General features: G+C 62.8%; 15 protein-coding genes. 4 read left to right on the top strand and 11 right to left on the bottom strand.

The window, feature by feature from the left end:
* Positions 1-25: 25 nt before the first annotated feature.
* From P3T24_RS26830 to P3T24_RS26810, 5 genes are read right to left on the bottom strand one after another with little or no spacing between them, the layout of a single operon-like run.
* Positions 26-1285, bottom strand: coding sequence for an acyl-CoA dehydrogenase family protein (locus P3T24_RS26830; RefSeq protein ID WP_074265293.1), 1260 nt, complete (start codon positions 1283-1285; stop codon positions 26-28).
* Positions 1286-1315: 30 nt separating this feature from the next.
* Entirely contained in the window at positions 1316-2422 is a 1107-nt protein-coding gene (locus P3T24_RS26825; protein ID WP_429439443.1) for a phosphotransferase, read from the bottom strand.
* A gap of 23 nt (positions 2423-2445) precedes the next feature.
* Entirely contained in the window at positions 2446-3165 is a 720-nt protein-coding gene (locus P3T24_RS26820) for a histidine phosphatase family protein (RefSeq protein ID WP_074265291.1), read from the bottom strand.
* Positions 3166-3209: 44 nt separating this feature from the next.
* Positions 3210-3998 (bottom strand): oxepin-CoA hydrolase, alternative type, encoded by a 789-nt coding sequence (locus tag P3T24_RS26815; RefSeq protein ID WP_429439440.1) that lies wholly within the window; start codon positions 3996-3998, stop codon positions 3210-3212.
* Entirely contained in the window at positions 3995-5581 is a 1587-nt protein-coding gene (locus tag P3T24_RS26810) for a 3-hydroxyacyl-CoA dehydrogenase (RefSeq protein WP_429439437.1), read from the bottom strand. Before P3T24_RS26810 ends, P3T24_RS26815 begins: the two co-directional genes overlap by 4 nt.
* 126 nt (positions 5582-5707) lie before the next feature.
* Here P3T24_RS26810 and P3T24_RS26805 point away from each other — a divergent pair, with 126 nt between their 5' ends.
* On the top strand, positions 5708-6355 hold the full coding sequence (locus P3T24_RS26805) for a glutathione S-transferase (RefSeq protein ID WP_429439434.1): 648 nt from the start codon (positions 5708-5710) through the stop codon (positions 6353-6355).
* A 112-nt stretch (positions 6356-6467) separates the two neighbouring features.
* Here P3T24_RS26805 and P3T24_RS26800 read toward each other — a convergent pair whose 3' ends face one another.
* Both P3T24_RS26800 and P3T24_RS26795 read right to left on the bottom strand, forming a co-directional pair.
* Entirely contained in the window at positions 6468-7640 is a 1173-nt protein-coding gene (locus tag P3T24_RS26800) for a pyridoxal phosphate-dependent aminotransferase (protein WP_429439431.1), read from the bottom strand.
* 77 nt (positions 7641-7717) lie between these two features.
* Positions 7718-8230: a putative toxin-antitoxin system toxin component, PIN family gene (locus P3T24_RS26795; RefSeq protein ID WP_429439428.1), complete on the bottom strand. Its 513-nt coding sequence runs from the start codon at positions 8228-8230 to the stop codon at positions 7718-7720.
* A gap of 56 nt (positions 8231-8286) precedes the next feature.
* Between P3T24_RS26795 and yaaA the strand changes: the two genes are divergently transcribed.
* Together yaaA and P3T24_RS26785 are read left to right on the top strand one after the other, a co-directional pair.
* The gene (gene yaaA, locus P3T24_RS26790) at positions 8287-9069 is read left to right on the top strand and encodes a peroxide stress protein YaaA (RefSeq protein ID WP_074265285.1); all 783 of its coding nucleotides are present in this window, start codon (positions 8287-8289) and stop codon (positions 9067-9069) included.
* A gap of 101 nt (positions 9070-9170) precedes the next feature.
* The gene (locus tag P3T24_RS26785; RefSeq protein WP_429439426.1) at positions 9171-10325 is read left to right on the top strand and encodes a M14 family metallopeptidase; all 1155 of its coding nucleotides are present in this window, start codon (positions 9171-9173) and stop codon (positions 10323-10325) included.
* Positions 10326-10407: 82 nt separating this feature from the next.
* Here P3T24_RS26785 and P3T24_RS26780 read toward each other — a convergent pair whose 3' ends face one another.
* The 4 genes from P3T24_RS26780 to P3T24_RS26765 form a co-directional block, all read right to left on the bottom strand.
* The gene (locus P3T24_RS26780; protein ID WP_074265283.1) at positions 10408-10980 is read right to left on the bottom strand and encodes a BspC domain-containing protein; all 573 of its coding nucleotides are present in this window, start codon (positions 10978-10980) and stop codon (positions 10408-10410) included.
* 230 nt (positions 10981-11210) lie between these two features.
* Positions 11211-11885 (bottom strand): energy-coupling factor ABC transporter permease, encoded by a 675-nt coding sequence (locus tag P3T24_RS26775; protein WP_074265282.1) that lies wholly within the window; start codon positions 11883-11885, stop codon positions 11211-11213.
* Between the two features lie 115 nt (positions 11886-12000).
* Positions 12001-12858, bottom strand: coding sequence for a LuxR C-terminal-related transcriptional regulator (locus tag P3T24_RS26770; RefSeq protein WP_074266144.1), 858 nt, complete (start codon positions 12856-12858; stop codon positions 12001-12003).
* Between the two features lie 273 nt (positions 12859-13131).
* Positions 13132-14346, bottom strand: a complete 1215-nt coding sequence (locus tag P3T24_RS26765; RefSeq protein WP_429439423.1) for a DUF2863 family protein — start codon at positions 14344-14346, stop codon at positions 13132-13134.
* A gap of 289 nt (positions 14347-14635) precedes the next feature.
* Here P3T24_RS26765 and P3T24_RS26760 point away from each other — a divergent pair, with 289 nt between their 5' ends.
* Positions 14636-15751: an AI-2E family transporter gene (locus P3T24_RS26760; RefSeq protein WP_429439421.1), complete on the top strand. Its 1116-nt coding sequence runs from the start codon at positions 14636-14638 to the stop codon at positions 15749-15751.
* The last annotated feature ends 107 nt before the right edge of the window (positions 15752-15858 follow it).

The following is a 15858-nucleotide window of genomic DNA, read 5'->3' as shown; positions in this document are numbered from 1 at the left end:
GCCCTCTCCAAATCTCTGCATCAAATCACGAACGCGTGATCGGCATCTCCACGCGCGACGCAGCGTCGACATCCATATGACGTGCCAGTTCGAGCTTCGCGATGGCGTTGCGATGCACTTCATCCGGACCGTCGGCAAAGCGCAGCGTACGCGCTGAAGTGTAGGCATAGGCGAGCGGGAAGTCGTCGCTGAGTCCGCCCGCGCCATGCGCCTGAATGGCCCAGTCGATCACCTGGCACGCCATATTCGGCGCCACGACCTTGATCATCGCGATCTCACCACGCGCGCCCTTGTTGCCGACCGTGTCCATCATGTATGCGGTCTTGAGCGTCAGCAGCCGCGCCTGTTCGATCATGCAGCGAGCCTCGGCGATGCGCTCCTGCGTGACGCCTTGCGCCGCGACCGGCTTGCCGAACGCGACGCGCTGCAGCGAGCGCTTCGCCATCAACTCGAGCGCGCGTTCCGCAAGGCCAATGAGCCGCATACAGTGGTGGATGCGTCCCGGTCCTAGCCGGCCTTGCGCGATCTCGAAGCCGCGTCCTTCGCCGAGCAGCATGTTCGACGCCGGAACGCGCACGTTCTCAAGCGTGATCTCCATGTGGCCATGCGGCGCATCGTCATAGCCGAACACCGTCAACGGACGATGCACCGTGACGCCGGTTGCGTCGGCAGGAACGAGGATCATCGATTGCTGCTGATGGCGTGGCGCTTCCGGATCCGTCTTGCCCATCACGATATACACCTTGCAGCGCGGATCTCCCGCGCCCGACGACCACCACTTGTGACCGTTGATCACATAATCGTCGCCATCGCGCGTGATGCTCGTCTGGATGTTGGTGGCATCGGACGATGCCACTTCTGGTTCCGTCATCAGGAACGCTGAGCGGATCTGACCTTGCAACAGCGGTTCGAGCCACTGGCGCTTGTTGTCCGGGCTGCCGTAGCGCTCGATGGTTTCCATGTTGCCAGTGTCAGGCGCGTTGCAATTGAACACCTCCGGCGCCCAGGGCACGCGACCCATAATCTCGCATAGCGGCGCGTATTCGAGGTTGGTCAGACCCGCGCCGCGTTCCGAGTTGGGCAGGAACAGATTCCACAAACCGGCGTCGCGTGCTTTCTGCTTCAGTTGTTCGATCAGTTCGGTCGGCAACCAGGCGTTGCCGTTGGCGCGGTTGCGTCCAATTTCCTCAGCGAAGGCCCGCTCGTTCGGGTAAATGTGTTCGTCGAAGAAGGCGAGCAGTTTCTCGCGCAGTGCCTGAACCTTCGGGGTGTAATCGAAATTCATGTAAGACCTCGCGGATGACGGGGGTTTCGGTTAGCGCACTTTCTGTGCGTAGCGCCAGGCGAGCTCCGCCATGGGCTTTGCGCGCCGGCCTGCGTCGAGCGCTTGCGCGCTCGCCGCGGTGCCGTCGACGACGCGTTTCATAATGCCTTGCAGGATCGCGGCAATCCGGAACATGTTGTAGGCCAGATAGAAATTCCAGTCGCCGTGAATCTCGAAGCCGGTACGCTCGCAATAGCGTTGCACGTACTGCGCTTCGTCGGGGATGCCAAGCGCGGCCCAGTCGAGCCCCGCGATGCCGCGGAACTGCGCTGGGTCGACGTGCCATGCCATGCAGTGATAGGCGAAATCGGCGAGCGGGTCGCCGAGCGTCGACAGTTCCCAGTCGAGCACGGCGAGCACACGCGGCTCGTGCGGATGGAAGATCAGATTGTCGAGCCGGTAGTCGCCATGCACGATCGAGACGCGCGCACCGGTCTCCTCCGGCATATGCTGCGGCAGCCATTCGATCAGGCGGGTCATGGCTTCGATCGGCTCGGTTTCGGAGGCGATGTATTGCTTGCTCCAGCGGCCTATCTGTCGTGCGAAGTAGTTGCCGGGCTTGCCGTAATCGGCGAGCCCGATTGCGGCGACATCGACGCTATGCAATGCCGAGATCACGCGGTTCATCTCGTCGTAGATGGCGCTGCGCTCAGCGGGCGTCATGCCTGGTAGCGACTGATCCCACAGCACGCGGCCTTCGACGAACTCCATCACATAGAATGCTCGGCCGATCACGCTTTCGTCCTCGCACAGCGCGAGCATCTGCGCGACCGGCACGTCGGTGCCGGCGAGCGCATGCATGACGCGGTACTCGCGTTCCACCGCGTGCGCGGACGGCAGCAGTTTCGCCGAGGGCCCGGGTTTCGCGCGCATGACGTAGGTGCGCGACGGCGTGATCAGCTTGAAGGTGGGATTCGACTGGCCGCCGGCGAACTGTTCGACCGTCAACGGCGCGGCGAAGCCGTCGACATGCTGCGCGAGCCATGCAGCGAGCGCGTCGTTGTCGAAGCGTTGCCGCTCGTTCACTGGACGCGTTCCCTCGAATGCTGAGTAATCGGACTTGTGTTCAGGTTCGCCCGTCTTCGTGGCTTCGCCCATTGTCTCCTCCAGTAGAGTGTTCGCTACGCTTCGCGCCTGTATTGGATGAACTGGGCGTAGAGCATTTCCATGGTCGTATTCCGCACGTCGCGATGCAGCGGCGACGGCGGCGAGTAGTTGAGCATGCGCACCACCCAGTCGCGCGGCGTGGCGCCGACGTCCAGTGCATTGATGCAGCCGGTGGCTTGCGACAGATGGCCGAAGAACGTGCGGCCGCCCGCGGTGATGGCGTGCGACAGGATGGCGCGATTGACGCCGCCGTGCAGGACCAGCAGCACGGTGTCCCACGAGGTGTCGTCGCGCAGTGCTGCAACTGCCGGCAGCACGCGGTCGAACAGTTCGCCGATCGTCTCGCCACCCAGAAAACGCGTGCTCTCGGGGACAACGCCGTCGAACACGCCGAGGAATGCGGCTTCGATATCGGCCGCCGGAATGTTGCTCAGCCTGTCGCCGCGAATTTCCTGCAGTGCGGGCTCGATTTCGAGTTCGATGTGCTGATGAGTTTCGGCGAGCACGCGTTGAGCGGTTTCGATGGTGCGCGGCAAGCCGCTGACGATCACCCGGTCGAAGCGAATCTGTTGCGCGGCGAAGGCATGGCCAGCCGCGCTGGCCTGGTCGCGACCGCTCGCATTCAACGGCACCGTTTCAGGATCGATCGCGCGCCCGGTGGCGTCGAAGTAGGTCACGTCGCCGTGACGCATCAGGTAAATGCGGCGCCGCTTCGGCAGTTGATAGTCAGGCATGACGGGCTCGCTGGTTCACTGGCTTATCCGCGGGGTCAGGGGGCTCATTTGTACTTCGGGGCGCGCTTTTCGAGGAACGCGGTGATGCCTTCGAGCGCGTCGCCGTGGTGCAGCGAAGCGACGAAGTTGTCGCGTTCGGCTATCAGATGTTCGGCGAGGGGTTGCGCACCCGCGGCAGCGATCAGCGTCTTGATGCGCGCCGTGGCGTTGGGCGAAATCTTGCCGAGATCCTCGGCCCAGGCGATGGCGGTATCGCGCACCGCGCCGGGCTTGGCGATCCGGTTGACCACGCCGAGTTCGTGCAGGCGTGCCGCGCCAATCGGCTTTCCTTCAAGCAGGACTTCGGTCGCGAGCTGGCGGGGCAGGGCCTGCGCGAGGAACCATGAACCGCCGCCATCCGGTGTAAGACCGACTCGCGCGTAGGACATGACGAATTTGGCATCGTCGGCGGCGACGAGCAGATCGCAGGCGAGCGCGAGCGAGAAGCCGGCGCCGGCTGCTGCACCCTCGACCGCTGCGATCACCGGCTTCGACGAAGCGCGCAGCGCGCCAATCCATTCGCCCAGCATGTCGATGCTTTGCGCCGGCACAGAAGGGTCTTTCGCGCGATTTTCGAGCAGCCGGTTCAGATTGCCGCCGGCGCAAAAGAACTGATCGGCACCGGTCAGGACCACGGCGCGCACGGATGGGTCACGCTCGGCGCTATCGAGCGCTTCGATGCCCGCGGCGTACATGTCGGGATGCAACGCGTTACGTGCTCCGGGGCTGGAGAGCGTCAGGACGAGCGTCGATTCGCTTTCGGCCGGTCGCGAGGTCAGCAGTTCGGCGCTCATGACCGGTTCTCCGCTTTGACAGGGTTGGCTGCATCGGATGCATCAGCTGTGTCGGCTGCATCGCCTTGCGTCAGCGAGAGGCCGAGTTGCGCACGCCGCGCGAGCCATGGCGACGGACGGTAGCGCGGATCGCCCAGCACGCTGAACATATTGCGCAGAATCGTGAGGATGGTTTTCGCGCCGAGTGCGTCGCCAAGTGCGAGCGGGCCACGCGGATAGCCCAGTCCGAGCGTCACGGCGAGGTCGATGTCTTCGGGCGTGGCGATCTGCTTTTGCGCAATCTCGCAGCCGATATTGACGATCGTCGCCACCACGCGTTGCGCGACGAAACCGGTCGAATCGCGAATCACGGTGACGGGGACACCGTCTGCAGCGAGCAATGCATGCGCTGTATCGCGCGCGGCGCGCGTTGTTGCCGGCGTGGTCATCAACGTGCGGCGTTGTGCGGCGACGAGCGGGAATAGCGCGTCTACGGCAACGACGCGGCTTGCGTCCAGACCTTCTTCGACTGCGGCCGTGGTCGCGTCGTAACCAAACGGCGTGACGACGATAAGCGAGTCTGCAGCAGGCGCGTCGCCTTCATCGAGCGTCACGCCGGCCTTCGCTACGAGTTCCAGCACCGCCTTACGTGCTTCGGGGTGACGCTTGCTGACCCACACGCGTTTAGGCAATTGCGTCGGCGCGGGCGTTTCGGCGGGCACCTGCTGCTTGCCGTCGTCGTAGCGATAAAAACCTTCGCCGGTCTTGCGGCCGATCAGGCCACCCGCGAGTCGAGTGCCGGTGATCGGAGATGGCGTGAAACGCGGCTCTTCATAGAACTGGTGATATATAGACTCCATCACCGGATGCGAGACGTCGAGCGCAGTCAGATCGAGCAGTTCGAACGGTCCGAGGCGGAAGCCCGCCTGCTCGCGCATGATGCGATCGATCTCGACGAAGCCCGCGACGCCTTCGCCCGCCACCCGCAGGCCTTCGGTATTCATCCCGCGGCCGGCGTGATTAACGATGAAGCCCGGCATATCCTTCGCGCGCACCGGCGTGTGGCCCATGCGGCGCGCGAGGTCCATCAGCGCATCGCCGGCTGCGGGATCGCTGCGCAGGCCGTCGATCACTTCGACGACTTTCATCAGCGGCACCGGGTTGAAGAAGTGATAGCCGACCACGCGCGACGGGTCGGTGCAGCCGGCGGCAATCGCGGTGATCGACAGTGACGACGTATTCGATGCCAGCACACAGCGGCCGCTGACGACGGTTTCGAGTTCGCGAAAGAGCGTGCGCTTGACGTCGAGTTTTTCGACGATCGCTTCGACCACCAGATCGCAATCCGCCAGATCGCCGATGGTTTGCGCACCGGAGACGTTGGCAAGAGCCGCTGCCGAGCGCGCTTCGTCAAGCTTGCCCTTAGCGGTGAGCTTGGCGAAGGTGTCGGCGAGATAATCGAGCGCCGCGCTCACGGCGGCCGGGTTGGTGTCGTACAGACGCACCTTCAGGTCTGCGAGGGCGGCGATCTGCGCGATGCCGCGCCCCATTGCGCCGGTTCCAACAATGCCGATAGTCTCGATGGCGTAATTGCGAGAGGTCATTGGGTTGCTCGACTCCATGGTTATTTTAGAATAGCACGCTCGTGCAATTTACTGGATGATTGATTCACAGGCCGCTAGCGCAATTCCATTGAGCGGCTTAGACCACCTGTCAGACGGAGACACCCGATGATCAAACTGTGCGGCTTTGCACTGTCCAACTACTACAACAAAGTCAAATTCGTGCTGCTTGAACACGAGATTCCATTCGAGGAAAGCTTCGTGATGACGAGCCAGGACGAGTCGCTGCTGGTGCATTCGCCGCTCGGCAAGGTGCCGTTTATCCAGACCGAGCAGGGCGATCTGTGCGAGTCGCAGGCCATCATCGAGTATCTGCACGCGTGCTTTCCCGAGAAAGGAATTTTCTCCGCGGACCCGTGGGAAGCGGCGAAAGAGCGCGAACTGATTACGTTCATCGACCTGCATCTGGAACTCGTGGCGCGCGATCTCTACAAGGAGGCCTTCTTCGGCGGCACGTTGACCGAGGCGACCAAAGGGCGCGTGGAAAAGCGGCTGGCGCGTCACGTTGCCGGGTTCAAGCGGCTCGCGACGTTCGCGCCGTTCCTGCGCGGGAAGAAATTCAGTGTGGCCGATGCCGTGGGCTTTGTGAATCTGCCGCTTGTCGGCATGGCAACGAAGAATATCTACGGACGCGACTTTCTGCTCGAAGCCGGTATCGACTGGAAGGCCTATGTGAAGGCCATCGGCGAACGGCCGGCGGCGCAACGCGTGACGGCGGATCGCAAGGCTTATATCGCGGCAACTACGAAGCAGTGAGCGGCTCGAAGCGCGATCTGCGTGCATCAGCGGCAGCGGCGCGCATGCGCGCGCCGCAACCCCATGCGATGGCGAAGAACGCGGGTTCGTTCGCGGCATCGCGGGCGTCATGCTAGAGACGCGCCAGCCGCTCGAGCGCGGTAGCGAGCGTGCTTTCCTGCTTCGCGAAGCAGAAGCGTACGACGCCCGATTCATGCGACTCGTGATAGAACGCCGACACCGGAATGGCCGCGACACCAATCTCGCTGGTTAGCCATTGTGCGAACTCGGCTTCGGGCAGATCGCTGATCGCCGAATAGTCGACGCACTGGAAGTAGGTACCGGTGCAGGGCAGCAGCTTGAAGCGTGAGTTCGCGAGGCCGGCGCGGAAGAAATCGCGTTTCTTCTGATAGAAAGCCGGCAGGTCCAGATACGGCGCCGGGTCGCGCATGTATTCGGCGAGGCCGACCTGCATCGGCGTGTTGACGGTGAATACATTGAACTGGTGGACCTTGCGGAATTCAGCGGTCAGCGCTGCTGGCGCGGCTACGTAGCCGACTTTCCAGCCCGTCACGTGATAGGTCTTGCCGAAGCTCGACACCACGAAGCTGCGTTGCGCGAGCTCCGGATAGCGCGAAACACTCTCGTGCGGCGCGCCGTCATACACCATGTGCTCGTAGACCTCGTCGGAGAGGATCAGCACGTTGGTGCCGCGTACGATTTCTTCGAGCTTGAGCATGTCTTCGGCACGCCAGACCGTACCGGTCGGATTGTGCGGCGTGTTGATCAACAGGAGCCGCGTTTTTGGCGTGATCGCGGCGGCGAGCTTGTCGAACGGGATCTTGTACTCGGGCGCGTCCAGCGTCACGAATACCGGCTTGCCGCCGGCGAGTTCGATGGACGGCAGGTAGCTGTCATAGGTCGGCTCGACCACGATCACTTCGTCGCCGGGATGCACTGCGCACAGAATCGCGGTCAGCAACGCCTGGGTGGCGCCCGCCGTGACGGTGATCTCGGTGTTCGCGTCGTAGCGGCGCCCGTACAGGTTGGCGAGCTTGTCGGAGATGGCCTGGCGCAGCGGTGCGGCGCCTGCCATCGGCGGGTACTGGTTGTGCCCGTCGCGCATGGCTTTGGCCACCGCGTCGACGATACGCGGATCGCAATCGAAGTCCGGAAAACCCTGACCGAGGTTGACGGCCCCTTTTTCCGCGGCGAGCGCGCTCATCACGGTAAATATCGTGGTGCCGACGCTTGGCAGACGGGACGGAAACGACGGAATCATCGGCGTGTCGTGCGGTGAATTCATGGCGCTGTCGGTGTTTATGCGGTGGTTTTGAAGACGGGCGAACTTCGATTGTAGGGAATTGGGGCGCGCCGCGTGCGTCAGGCCGGCGCGGGCTCGTCGGCCTGCAGCGCGCAGGCGGCGACGAACGGCGCCGGCTGGGCGATCTGGAAACCGAAGTCGCGGGCGATGCGGCGCGCGAGTTTCAGCACCGCGCGGTCCTTCGACACCAGCCAGTCGGCTTTTGCGGCATGGGCGAGTTCGAGGAACTTCTGGTCGTCGCGGTCTTTGCACTTTGGCAGCGGGCGCGGGGTTTCAGCGGGCGTAGCCGTCTGTGCGGGTTCCGGTTCGGGCGCTACCTCGACGAGTTGAGTCAGGCGCGTCACGGTGGCGAGGGCGGCCGCCTTGTCGATCTCGCGCTTCGCGAACTGCGGGTAGTCGAGCACGTAAGTGAGTTCGGCCAGGCAGCGGGCGTCGATCAACGCTTCGAGCGCGCCGCTCTCGAGGGCGGCGCGGATAGGGCGCGTATGCGGATCGTCGAACACGAGGATGTCGATCCAGACATTCGAATCGAGGACCACGCGCAGGGCGGGTGCGGCAGGGGAGGCGGGCATTCGTTACAATCTGGCTTTCGTCATTAACGCCAGGCACGGTGTGCCTGCAAGCCTCTATGATAATCGTTCTGTCGCCGGCGAAATCGCTCGACTACGAAACCCCTCCGCACGTCAAAAAGCATACGATCCCCGATTTTGTCGATGACGCTGCCGAATTGATCGGTGGGTTGCGTCATCTGTCGCCGCAACAGATCTCCACGCTGATGAGCATTTCCGATCCGCTGGCCCAGCTCAACTTCCAGCGCTATGCCGAATGGTCGCCGAAGTTCGACACCCGCAATGCCAAGCAGGCGGTGCTCGCGTTCAACGGTGACGTCTACGAAGGATTCGACGCGAAGACGTTGTCGTCAGCGGATCTGGACTTTGCACAAAAGCACGTACGCGTGTTATCTGGGCTTTATGGGCTGCTGCGGCCGCTCGATCTGCTGCAGCCTTACCGGCTCGAGATGGGGACGCGCTTTGTCAACGCGCGCGGCAAAGATCTGTACGCGTTCTGGGGCGAGCGCATTACGCAGGCCCTGAATGCGCAACTGAAGAAGAACGCGCGCGCGGCACGGGTGCTGGTCAACTGCGCTTCGGGCGAGTACTTCAAGTCGGTCAAGCCGAAGCTGCTCGAAGCGCCGGTGATCACGCCGGTGTTCGAAGACTGGAAGGGCGGCCGCTTCAAGATCATCAGCTTTCATGCGAAGCGCGCCCGCGGCCTGATGGCGCGCTATGCGGTCGAGAACCGTCTCGACGCGCCGGAGCAACTGAAGGGCTTCGATGCCGAGGGTTATACGTTCGACGCGGACGCATCGAACGATTCGACTTACGTATTCCGCCGCCGTATTGCCGAATGAGACCGGGCGAGCCTCCAGGTGAGCGGCCCGATGAGCGCTCATACTGAGCAGGAACGCGGACCGCACCGACTGCAACGGGTACATCACCCGGGAAAAAGATCATGACACTTTCTATTACTAGCAACTTCGACGCAGGCGCGATCGAAGTTCTGTCCTGCGAGCAGGCCGACAACATCCGTCTGCGCGTGAGGCCCGACAGCCGCGCCGACTTCGCGCAGTGGTTCTACTTCCGCTTGTCCGGCGCACAGGGCGAGCGCTGCGTGATGACCTTCGAGAATGCCGCCGACTGCGCCTTCCCCGAAGGCTGGCGCAACTATCAGGCGGCGGCGAGCTACGACCGCGTGAACTGGTTCCGCGTGCCGACCTCGTACGACGGCCGCGTGCTGACGATCGACCACACGCCCGACTTCGACCGTATCTACTACGCGTACTTCGAGCCGTATGGCGAAGAGCGTCATTCGGAGTTTCTCGGCGCCGTGCAACAGATGCCGCAGGCGACGTTGACCGAACTGGGCGTGACGGTCGAAGGCCGGCCGATGTCCTTGCTCACACTCGGCACGCCGCAAACCGGTGATGTGCCGAAAAAGAAAATCTGGATCATCGCGCGTCAGCATCCTGGCGAAACGATGGCCGAATGGTTCGTCGAAGGGATGGTCAAGCGCCTCGCCGGCTGGGGCGATTGGGCGGGCGATCCGGTCGCGCGCAAGCTCTACGACCATGCGGTGTTTTACATCGTGCCGAACATGAATCCGGATGGCAGCGTGCATGGCAATCTGCGGACCAATGCGGCCGGCGCGAATCTGAACCGGGAGTGGATGGAGCCCGATGCGGCCCGCAGCCCTGAAGTGCTGGTGGTGCGCGACGCCATTCATGCGACCGGTTGCGATCTGTTCTTCGACATTCATGGCGATGAAGCGCTGCCGTATGTGTTCGTGGCGGGTTCAGAGATGTTGCCGGGCTTCACCGAGCGGCAGGGACAGGAGCAGAAGGCTTTTATCGAGGCGTTCAAGCACGCGAGTCCGGACTTCCAGGACAAGTACGGCTACGCGGCGAGCAAGTATCGTGAAGATGCGCTGAAGCTGGCGTCGAAGTACATCGGCAAGGAGTTCGGTTGCCTGTCGCTGACGCTGGAGATGCCGTTCAAGGACAACGCGAATCTGCCGGATGAGCGGGTGGGCTGGAATGGCGAGCGCAGTGCGTCGTTGGGCGCCGCGATGCTGCAGGCAATCTTGCGGCACGTGGAGACGTTTGCTTAGGGCGGTTGCTGGAGGCGCGCTTACCTAAGCGCTAGCGCGCCATTGCGTCGGGTTCGCCGCAGCTTTCCTGCTGCGGCACTTGCTAGTGGTGGCTTTTCTTCGAACTCTTGCCGGACGATTTCTTCGTCGACTTGCCGCCCGTCGAGTGCTTGCCCTTACCGCCTTTGTGTTTGCCGGATGACGGCTCGGCGCGCGGTTTAGGCATGGGCACTGGATCGTTCCAGCTAAACGCGAGCATCTGGCTGCCCAGATAACCGCAGCGGAACTTCAGGTCGGAGGGGTCGCCACCGCCATCGTTGCGTACGCCGAGTCCTTCGACGGTGACGATGCTGTCGACCTTGACATGCTGCTTGCCTTCGTCGAACGAATCATTCCACGGCGTGACCGCGGAATGAGCGCTATCGAAGGAGCTCGGCGGGAATTCAACGTGATCGAAAACGGTCGAGGTGCTGGCGACAAAACTGCCATGCGCTGCACAGTCAGCCACGAGCGGGTCGGCGTGCATATCATTGACGAATTTCTGGACGAGTTCGTTGTGCTGTTCGAGTTGGTCGGCGAATGCGGGAGCGATGCACATGAGCGAGAGACTTGCTGCATATGTCGCTAACCGGCCGGCCACCCGCAGCAATCGGCGCGGTACGTTGGTGCGATCCATCTAGTTCGGTAGGCGCTATTGAGACATCAGGCACGTAAGATGCCTGACGGCAGGGAGGAGTTCAATCCTGACACAAAATTTTTGACTTGTCGTGGTAGCCGTTCTCCAATCGTACTTGGGAGACGACGGATTATTACTGTCGATTGCCACCGGTAGCAGCAGATTGATGCTGATGCGCCGCGGGACCTTCTTCTTCGAAGAGATGCCGTGGCCCGGCGTGATGTTGTGCGTCAGATGCGCGGGCCGCCGAGCCGGTAGCGGCGTACGTCGTACGTGGTGACCCAGGCAGGCCGATACACTGCGATCAACGCAGTGGACATGCCGGTGAACCATGCTTCGCCGGTCGCCAGCAGGAAGATGCTGAACGCGTAGCCGACCGGTATGACGGTCATCGAGCCGCCGGAGACCGCGATATGGACGCCCACCGCGGCACTCGCGGTTAGAGCAACGGCGATAGCGGGCGAGACGAAGCCTTGCCCAAAGATGAACATGAACAGGTTGCGCGGCAGCCAGGCAATGCAAGCCCGCTGCAGCAACGCCGAGATACCGACCGGCAATGCACCGTAGACGATAAAAGTGAGCGCGATGCCTTGCCACGGTGCATCGAACACGACCGCCGCGAGCCCGGTGACCGCAGCCATGGCGATGAGTGCCAGTGCCCAGTCGAACAGCGTGACGACGAGCGTCGCGCCGAGCAGATGCATCACGGTGCCGTCGTCGAGCCATGCATTGCTCGCCCAAAGTACCGAGACGGCAACGATGATCGCCAGCCAGACGTGTTGCAGGGTGCCGTCTTGTAGCCGTTTGAACGGATTTTTCCACAGCGCGAGCGCGAGCAGCAGCGCGGTGGCGACCCAGCCACCGACAGCGACCCATAGCGGAAGCGGTGTGTAGAGGAAACCCATACATCTCATATTACTCGTTGGACGGAAAAAGGTGTGAGCGGATTCCGTGCCAGCCGGGAGAAGACACGGCTTGCCTGGCTCAGATCAAACTTCTTAAGCGCCCTGCCGGTGGGCGTCAGGTCGATTCGTCGGGCTCGGGATCGCCAAATGGAACGACGGCTTCGGCGGCCATTGGCAGGGTGTCCGTGGTGTCGTTGGCCGGCAACGGGTAAGTGAACTGCGCCGGCCTGCGGCGGCGCAGCGGGACCACCCCGGGCTCGCCCATTACCGGCCGCGCGGGGCCGTTCTGGTCGCTGCGCAGCACTTCGAGTTGGGCGGATAGCCAGCCGTTGTAGAGCGCCACGGCGGCGGCCCGGTTGGGAGCGCCAAGCTGCTGGAAGATGCTGGACAGATGGATCTTGACGGTGCCTTCGCTGATACCGAGTGTGCGGGCGATCATCTTGTTGGTGCTGCCCATGTGCACGCAACGCATGATCTGCTCCTGGCGCGGCGACAGGCCGCTCGCCAGCCGGGTGCGCTTCGGCGGCGGCTTGATGTTGACGACCTCGGGTTCGCGAGGGCCGGGTTCCGCTTGCGGTGGTGGCGGCAGTGACAGTGCCCCGGCCGGAACATAGTGACCGCCGAGCAGCACGATCTCGAGCGCACGCACGATCAGGCGCGGGTCGGTGTCGCGCAGCACCACGCCAAGCACGCCTTTGTCCAGCAGGCTGCGCACACATCTGGGCGACGTATCGTGGGTCAGCACCGCGATTCTCAGGCCGGCGTGCTCCGCCAACACCCGGCGTACTTCGGCGACGGACATCCAGTCCTGCCAGTCGATCAGTAGCAGATCGGGCGGTTGCCGCCGCAACGCCCGGTCAGCCTGGCGCCAGTCCTGTGCTTCGTTAAAACGCGCCTGACGGTCGATTTGCCGCAACAGAGCCTTGAGCCCGTCACGTCGTTCCGCGTCGGAGTTGAGAACCAAGAATCGCATGCCATGCCTCCAGATGAATCGTTCGTGGTGGCGCGATGCTCGCTCGCGGCAGAGGAAGCCGGTTGCATTGCGATGCGCCACCAGCGCCATGATGACAAATTCCTTGCTTCTTGACGGCCTGGCCAGAAGACATAGGATGATTGTCATGGCCGGTGCTGGTGTCCTGAAAAAAGCGAACGGCCCGATCAGCGCAAGCCGATCGGGCCGTTTCATTGTGGCAGGCGGTTTGGCCGCGCCAGCCTGGTGCCGCCTGCGCGGTCACCGCTGGTCGCGTCAGTGGAAATGCGGTTGCGCGGGTTCTGCGTCTTCCGGCATTTCGGCGTGTACGATTTCGCCGAGCGGGTCCGCGTAGAGCGGCACTCCGCAGTCGTCGCAATATTCAGGCTCGAAACGGCCCGCGTGACGCCGGATGTCCGTTACGCCGGTTTCCTTCAGCAGTGCGACGATTTCTTCGAGCGGGCCGTTGTCGGCCGCCGTTTCTTGCGGCTCCTCGTCGATGCCCGGCTCGCCGTTTTCACGGCCGTACAACGGCCACACGACGCCGTAGATCACGTCATTGCTGCCGCGGCGGGTGAAGCCGACGCGATATTCGTCGATCCGACGCTCGCCGAAGCCCGCGACCACCGCTCGCAAATCGGCTGGCGCCGCGCTGATGGTGTCGAACAGATAGCGCACGGCGGTGCGCACGGTATGCGGACGCACGCGTTCGTCTGCGTCGCGGCAAGCCGAATAGTAGGCGTCCGGCAACAAACACTCGAATTCGCAACCCGGAAGCGCCAGCGACAGATTGGCACCCCCTTGCGTAGCCCATTGCTCGAGACATTGACCGCGCTCGATGCGGTTGCCGTGCTCCTCTTCCTGCCAGCGAAACACCGGCGCGCCGACGGGCGCCGCGACCACAGCCAGCAGAAAGCGCGGATCGGCCAGGATCGGCGAGGTCTCGGGCAGTTCGCCGAAATTGATTTTTACAGCGCCTGCGCCCATCGCCGCTTGCGTGAGTTGCTGCGCGATGCGCCACGTTTCGACGTGATGGCGGGGCAACTGATCGATGCTGTACAGGAATGGCGCCAGGGCCACGCGTGTGCCGGCGGCAAGTACGTGCGCCTGCAGATGGGCGCGCAGCGCGTCCGCCGAGTCGTTCTTCAGCGGACCCGACGGGATGGCATAGCGGGTCCAGGCCAGCACCGGTGCGGCGATCAGCAACGCTTCGTACGTTATGCCCTCGTGCTCGATGATGAACGATTCGCTATGGGTCTCCGCCATGTCGGCGAGCGCACCGTATGCATCCGGATGATTCTGCTGGAGATGGTCGAGCGCGGCGTCCAGCGTTGTCTGGTTGGCGTTGCGAACGATCTTGGTTAGCAGCGCATCGAGCTTCGCTTCCCAGAAGCGGTCTTCGGTGCGGCTGCCCGACGCGAATAGCGCGAGCGAAAGACCGACCAGCTTGTCGGCATCAGGGGGGAGACGTTTGGCGATTCGCGAGCGCATAAATCCAGGAATGGGGGGCACAGAACCGTTTATTCTAGTCTTTTCTGTGCCGTCCTATCATTTGTATGTCACCCATGGCGGATCGCGCCGCGTGCGGCCCGGCGCAGGCGTGGTCGCGGAGGACTGGAGCAACCTGTCTTAGGCCATCCGGCGGGTTGACCGGGACGTCCTGGTTGACGCAAGGTAGAGGTCGTTAAGCGGTGGACTTCCATACCGACCGCCTTCGGCGTCGCGCCTACGAGTGCGCGCCCGAGTGGCGTTGTGGTCTGACACAACGAGGGGATTCAAAGTGAAATCGGACCAACTGATCGAGCGGCTCGCCGCTGTGTTTGCATTGATCGTACTGGTAGGCGGTTCGTTACTTGTGCTGGCGCCATTCACGACTGCATTGCTGTGGGGCGCCATTCTTAGCTATAGCTCCTGGGGGTTGTACCGCAAGCTGACGGCGGTCGTCGGAGGTCGACGCAAGCTGTCGGCGTTACTGATTGTTCTCATTATCCTGGTGGTAGTTCTGGGTCCGTTCGTCTACGCGGGATTTGCTTTCGGCGCCCACGTACACGAGATCATCGCTCTGGTGCACAAGCTGTTCGACGACGGCTTACCTGATCTGCCGGACTGGGTGGTGCGGATACCGTTGGTCGGTCCTAATATCGAGGCCTTCTGGGCGCATCTGACAAGCGGCAATTCCGAGTTGATTGCGCAGATGCGAACCCTTGCCGCGCCTGCGGGTAGATGGATTCTGGCTGCTGCGATTGCGGTGACGCATGGGTTGGGGCTACTGGCGCTCAGTATTGTGCTGGCGTTCTTTTTCTACGCCGGCGGTGAGGGTGCGGCAGCATGGTTGAACGCCGGCATGCGCCGCATTGCTGGCGAGCGGGCGGATTATCTGCTGGCGCTGGCGGGTAGCACGGTGCGAGGCGTTGTCTACGGCATTCTCGGTACGGCGCTGGTGCAGGGGGTACTAGCCGGATTCGGCTGCTGGATCGCCGGTGTGCCGGCGCCCGCGTTGCTTGGGTTGGCAACCTTCTTTCTGTCCGTCATTCCGGGCGGTCCGGTCATAGTCTGGTTGCCGGCCGCAATCTGGCTTTACCACGGTGGCGCGACCGGCTGGGCGATCTTTCTCGTTATCTGGGGAGTCGTCGCGGTGGGTATGTCGGACAACGTCATCAAGCCTATCCTGATTGGCAAGAGCAGCGATATGCCGTTGATTCTGGTGATGCTGGGGATTCTAGGTGGTGCGTTTGCGTTCGGCTTCCTGGGCGTGTTTATTGGGCCCACGTTGCTAGCCGTCGCATACACCGTGCTGCATGACTGGACGATCGGCTCTTCGACTGCGCGCACCTTGGCTCCTAAGGCAGGGCCGGCAGCGATTGAGGAAGCGCAGCCGGTTCAAAAGGCCCCGTGAAATAAATTCCTGATAGCGCTTGCAAGCCATGTGCTGTGTCGCTAGAATCTCGTTCTTTCGCGCTTCGGACAGCGGAGCGCGGGGAGCGGGAGAGCCAGCAGTGGCAA

This window comes from Paraburkholderia sp. GAS33 (genome assembly GCF_050436645.1).
GTDB classification, from domain to species: domain Bacteria; phylum Pseudomonadota; class Gammaproteobacteria; order Burkholderiales; family Burkholderiaceae; genus Paraburkholderia; species Paraburkholderia phenazinium_B.
This window is presented reverse-complemented; position numbering and strand designations above follow the sequence as displayed.

What these genes read in the sequence shown, in the direction of transcription:
- P3T24_RS26810 (WP_429439437.1), bottom strand. Translation starts at nt 5,581, where the DNA reads ATGACCTCTCGCAATTACGCCATCGAGACTATCGGCATTGTTGGAACC.
- P3T24_RS26775 (WP_074265282.1), bottom strand. Translation starts at nt 11,885, where the DNA reads ATGGGTTTCCTCTACACACCGCTTCCGCTATGGGTCGCTGTCGGTGGC.
- P3T24_RS26815 (WP_429439440.1), bottom strand. Translation starts at nt 3,998, where the DNA reads ATGAGCGCCGAACTGCTGACCTCGCGACCGGCCGAAAGCGAATCGACG.
- P3T24_RS26820 (WP_074265291.1), bottom strand. Translation starts at nt 3,165, where the DNA reads ATGCCTGACTATCAACTGCCGAAGCGGCGCCGCATTTACCTGATGCGT.
- P3T24_RS26805 (WP_429439434.1), top strand. Translation starts at nt 5,708, where the DNA reads ATGATCAAACTGTGCGGCTTTGCACTGTCCAACTACTACAACAAAGTC.
- P3T24_RS26770 (WP_074266144.1), bottom strand. Translation starts at nt 12,858, where the DNA reads ATGCGATTCTTGGTTCTCAACTCCGACGCGGAACGACGTGACGGGCTC.
- P3T24_RS26800 (WP_429439431.1), bottom strand. Translation starts at nt 7,640, where the DNA reads ATGAATTCACCGCACGACACGCCGATGATTCCGTCGTTTCCGTCCCGT.
- P3T24_RS26825 (WP_429439443.1), bottom strand. Translation starts at nt 2,422, where the DNA reads ATGGGCGAAGCCACGAAGACGGGCGAACCTGAACACAAGTCCGATTAC.
- P3T24_RS26765 (WP_429439423.1), bottom strand. Translation starts at nt 14,346, where the DNA reads ATGCGCTCGCGAATCGCCAAACGTCTCCCCCCTGATGCCGACAAGCTG.
- P3T24_RS26795 (WP_429439428.1), bottom strand. Translation starts at nt 8,230, where the DNA reads ATGCCCGCCTCCCCTGCCGCACCCGCCCTGCGCGTGGTCCTCGATTCG.
- P3T24_RS26780 (WP_074265283.1), bottom strand. Translation starts at nt 10,980, where the DNA reads ATGGATCGCACCAACGTACCGCGCCGATTGCTGCGGGTGGCCGGCCGG.
- P3T24_RS26785 (WP_429439426.1), top strand. Translation starts at nt 9,171, where the DNA reads ATGACACTTTCTATTACTAGCAACTTCGACGCAGGCGCGATCGAAGTT.
- yaaA (WP_074265285.1), top strand. Translation starts at nt 8,287, where the DNA reads ATGATAATCGTTCTGTCGCCGGCGAAATCGCTCGACTACGAAACCCCT.
- P3T24_RS26830 (WP_074265293.1), bottom strand. Translation starts at nt 1,285, where the DNA reads ATGAATTTCGATTACACCCCGAAGGTTCAGGCACTGCGCGAGAAACTG.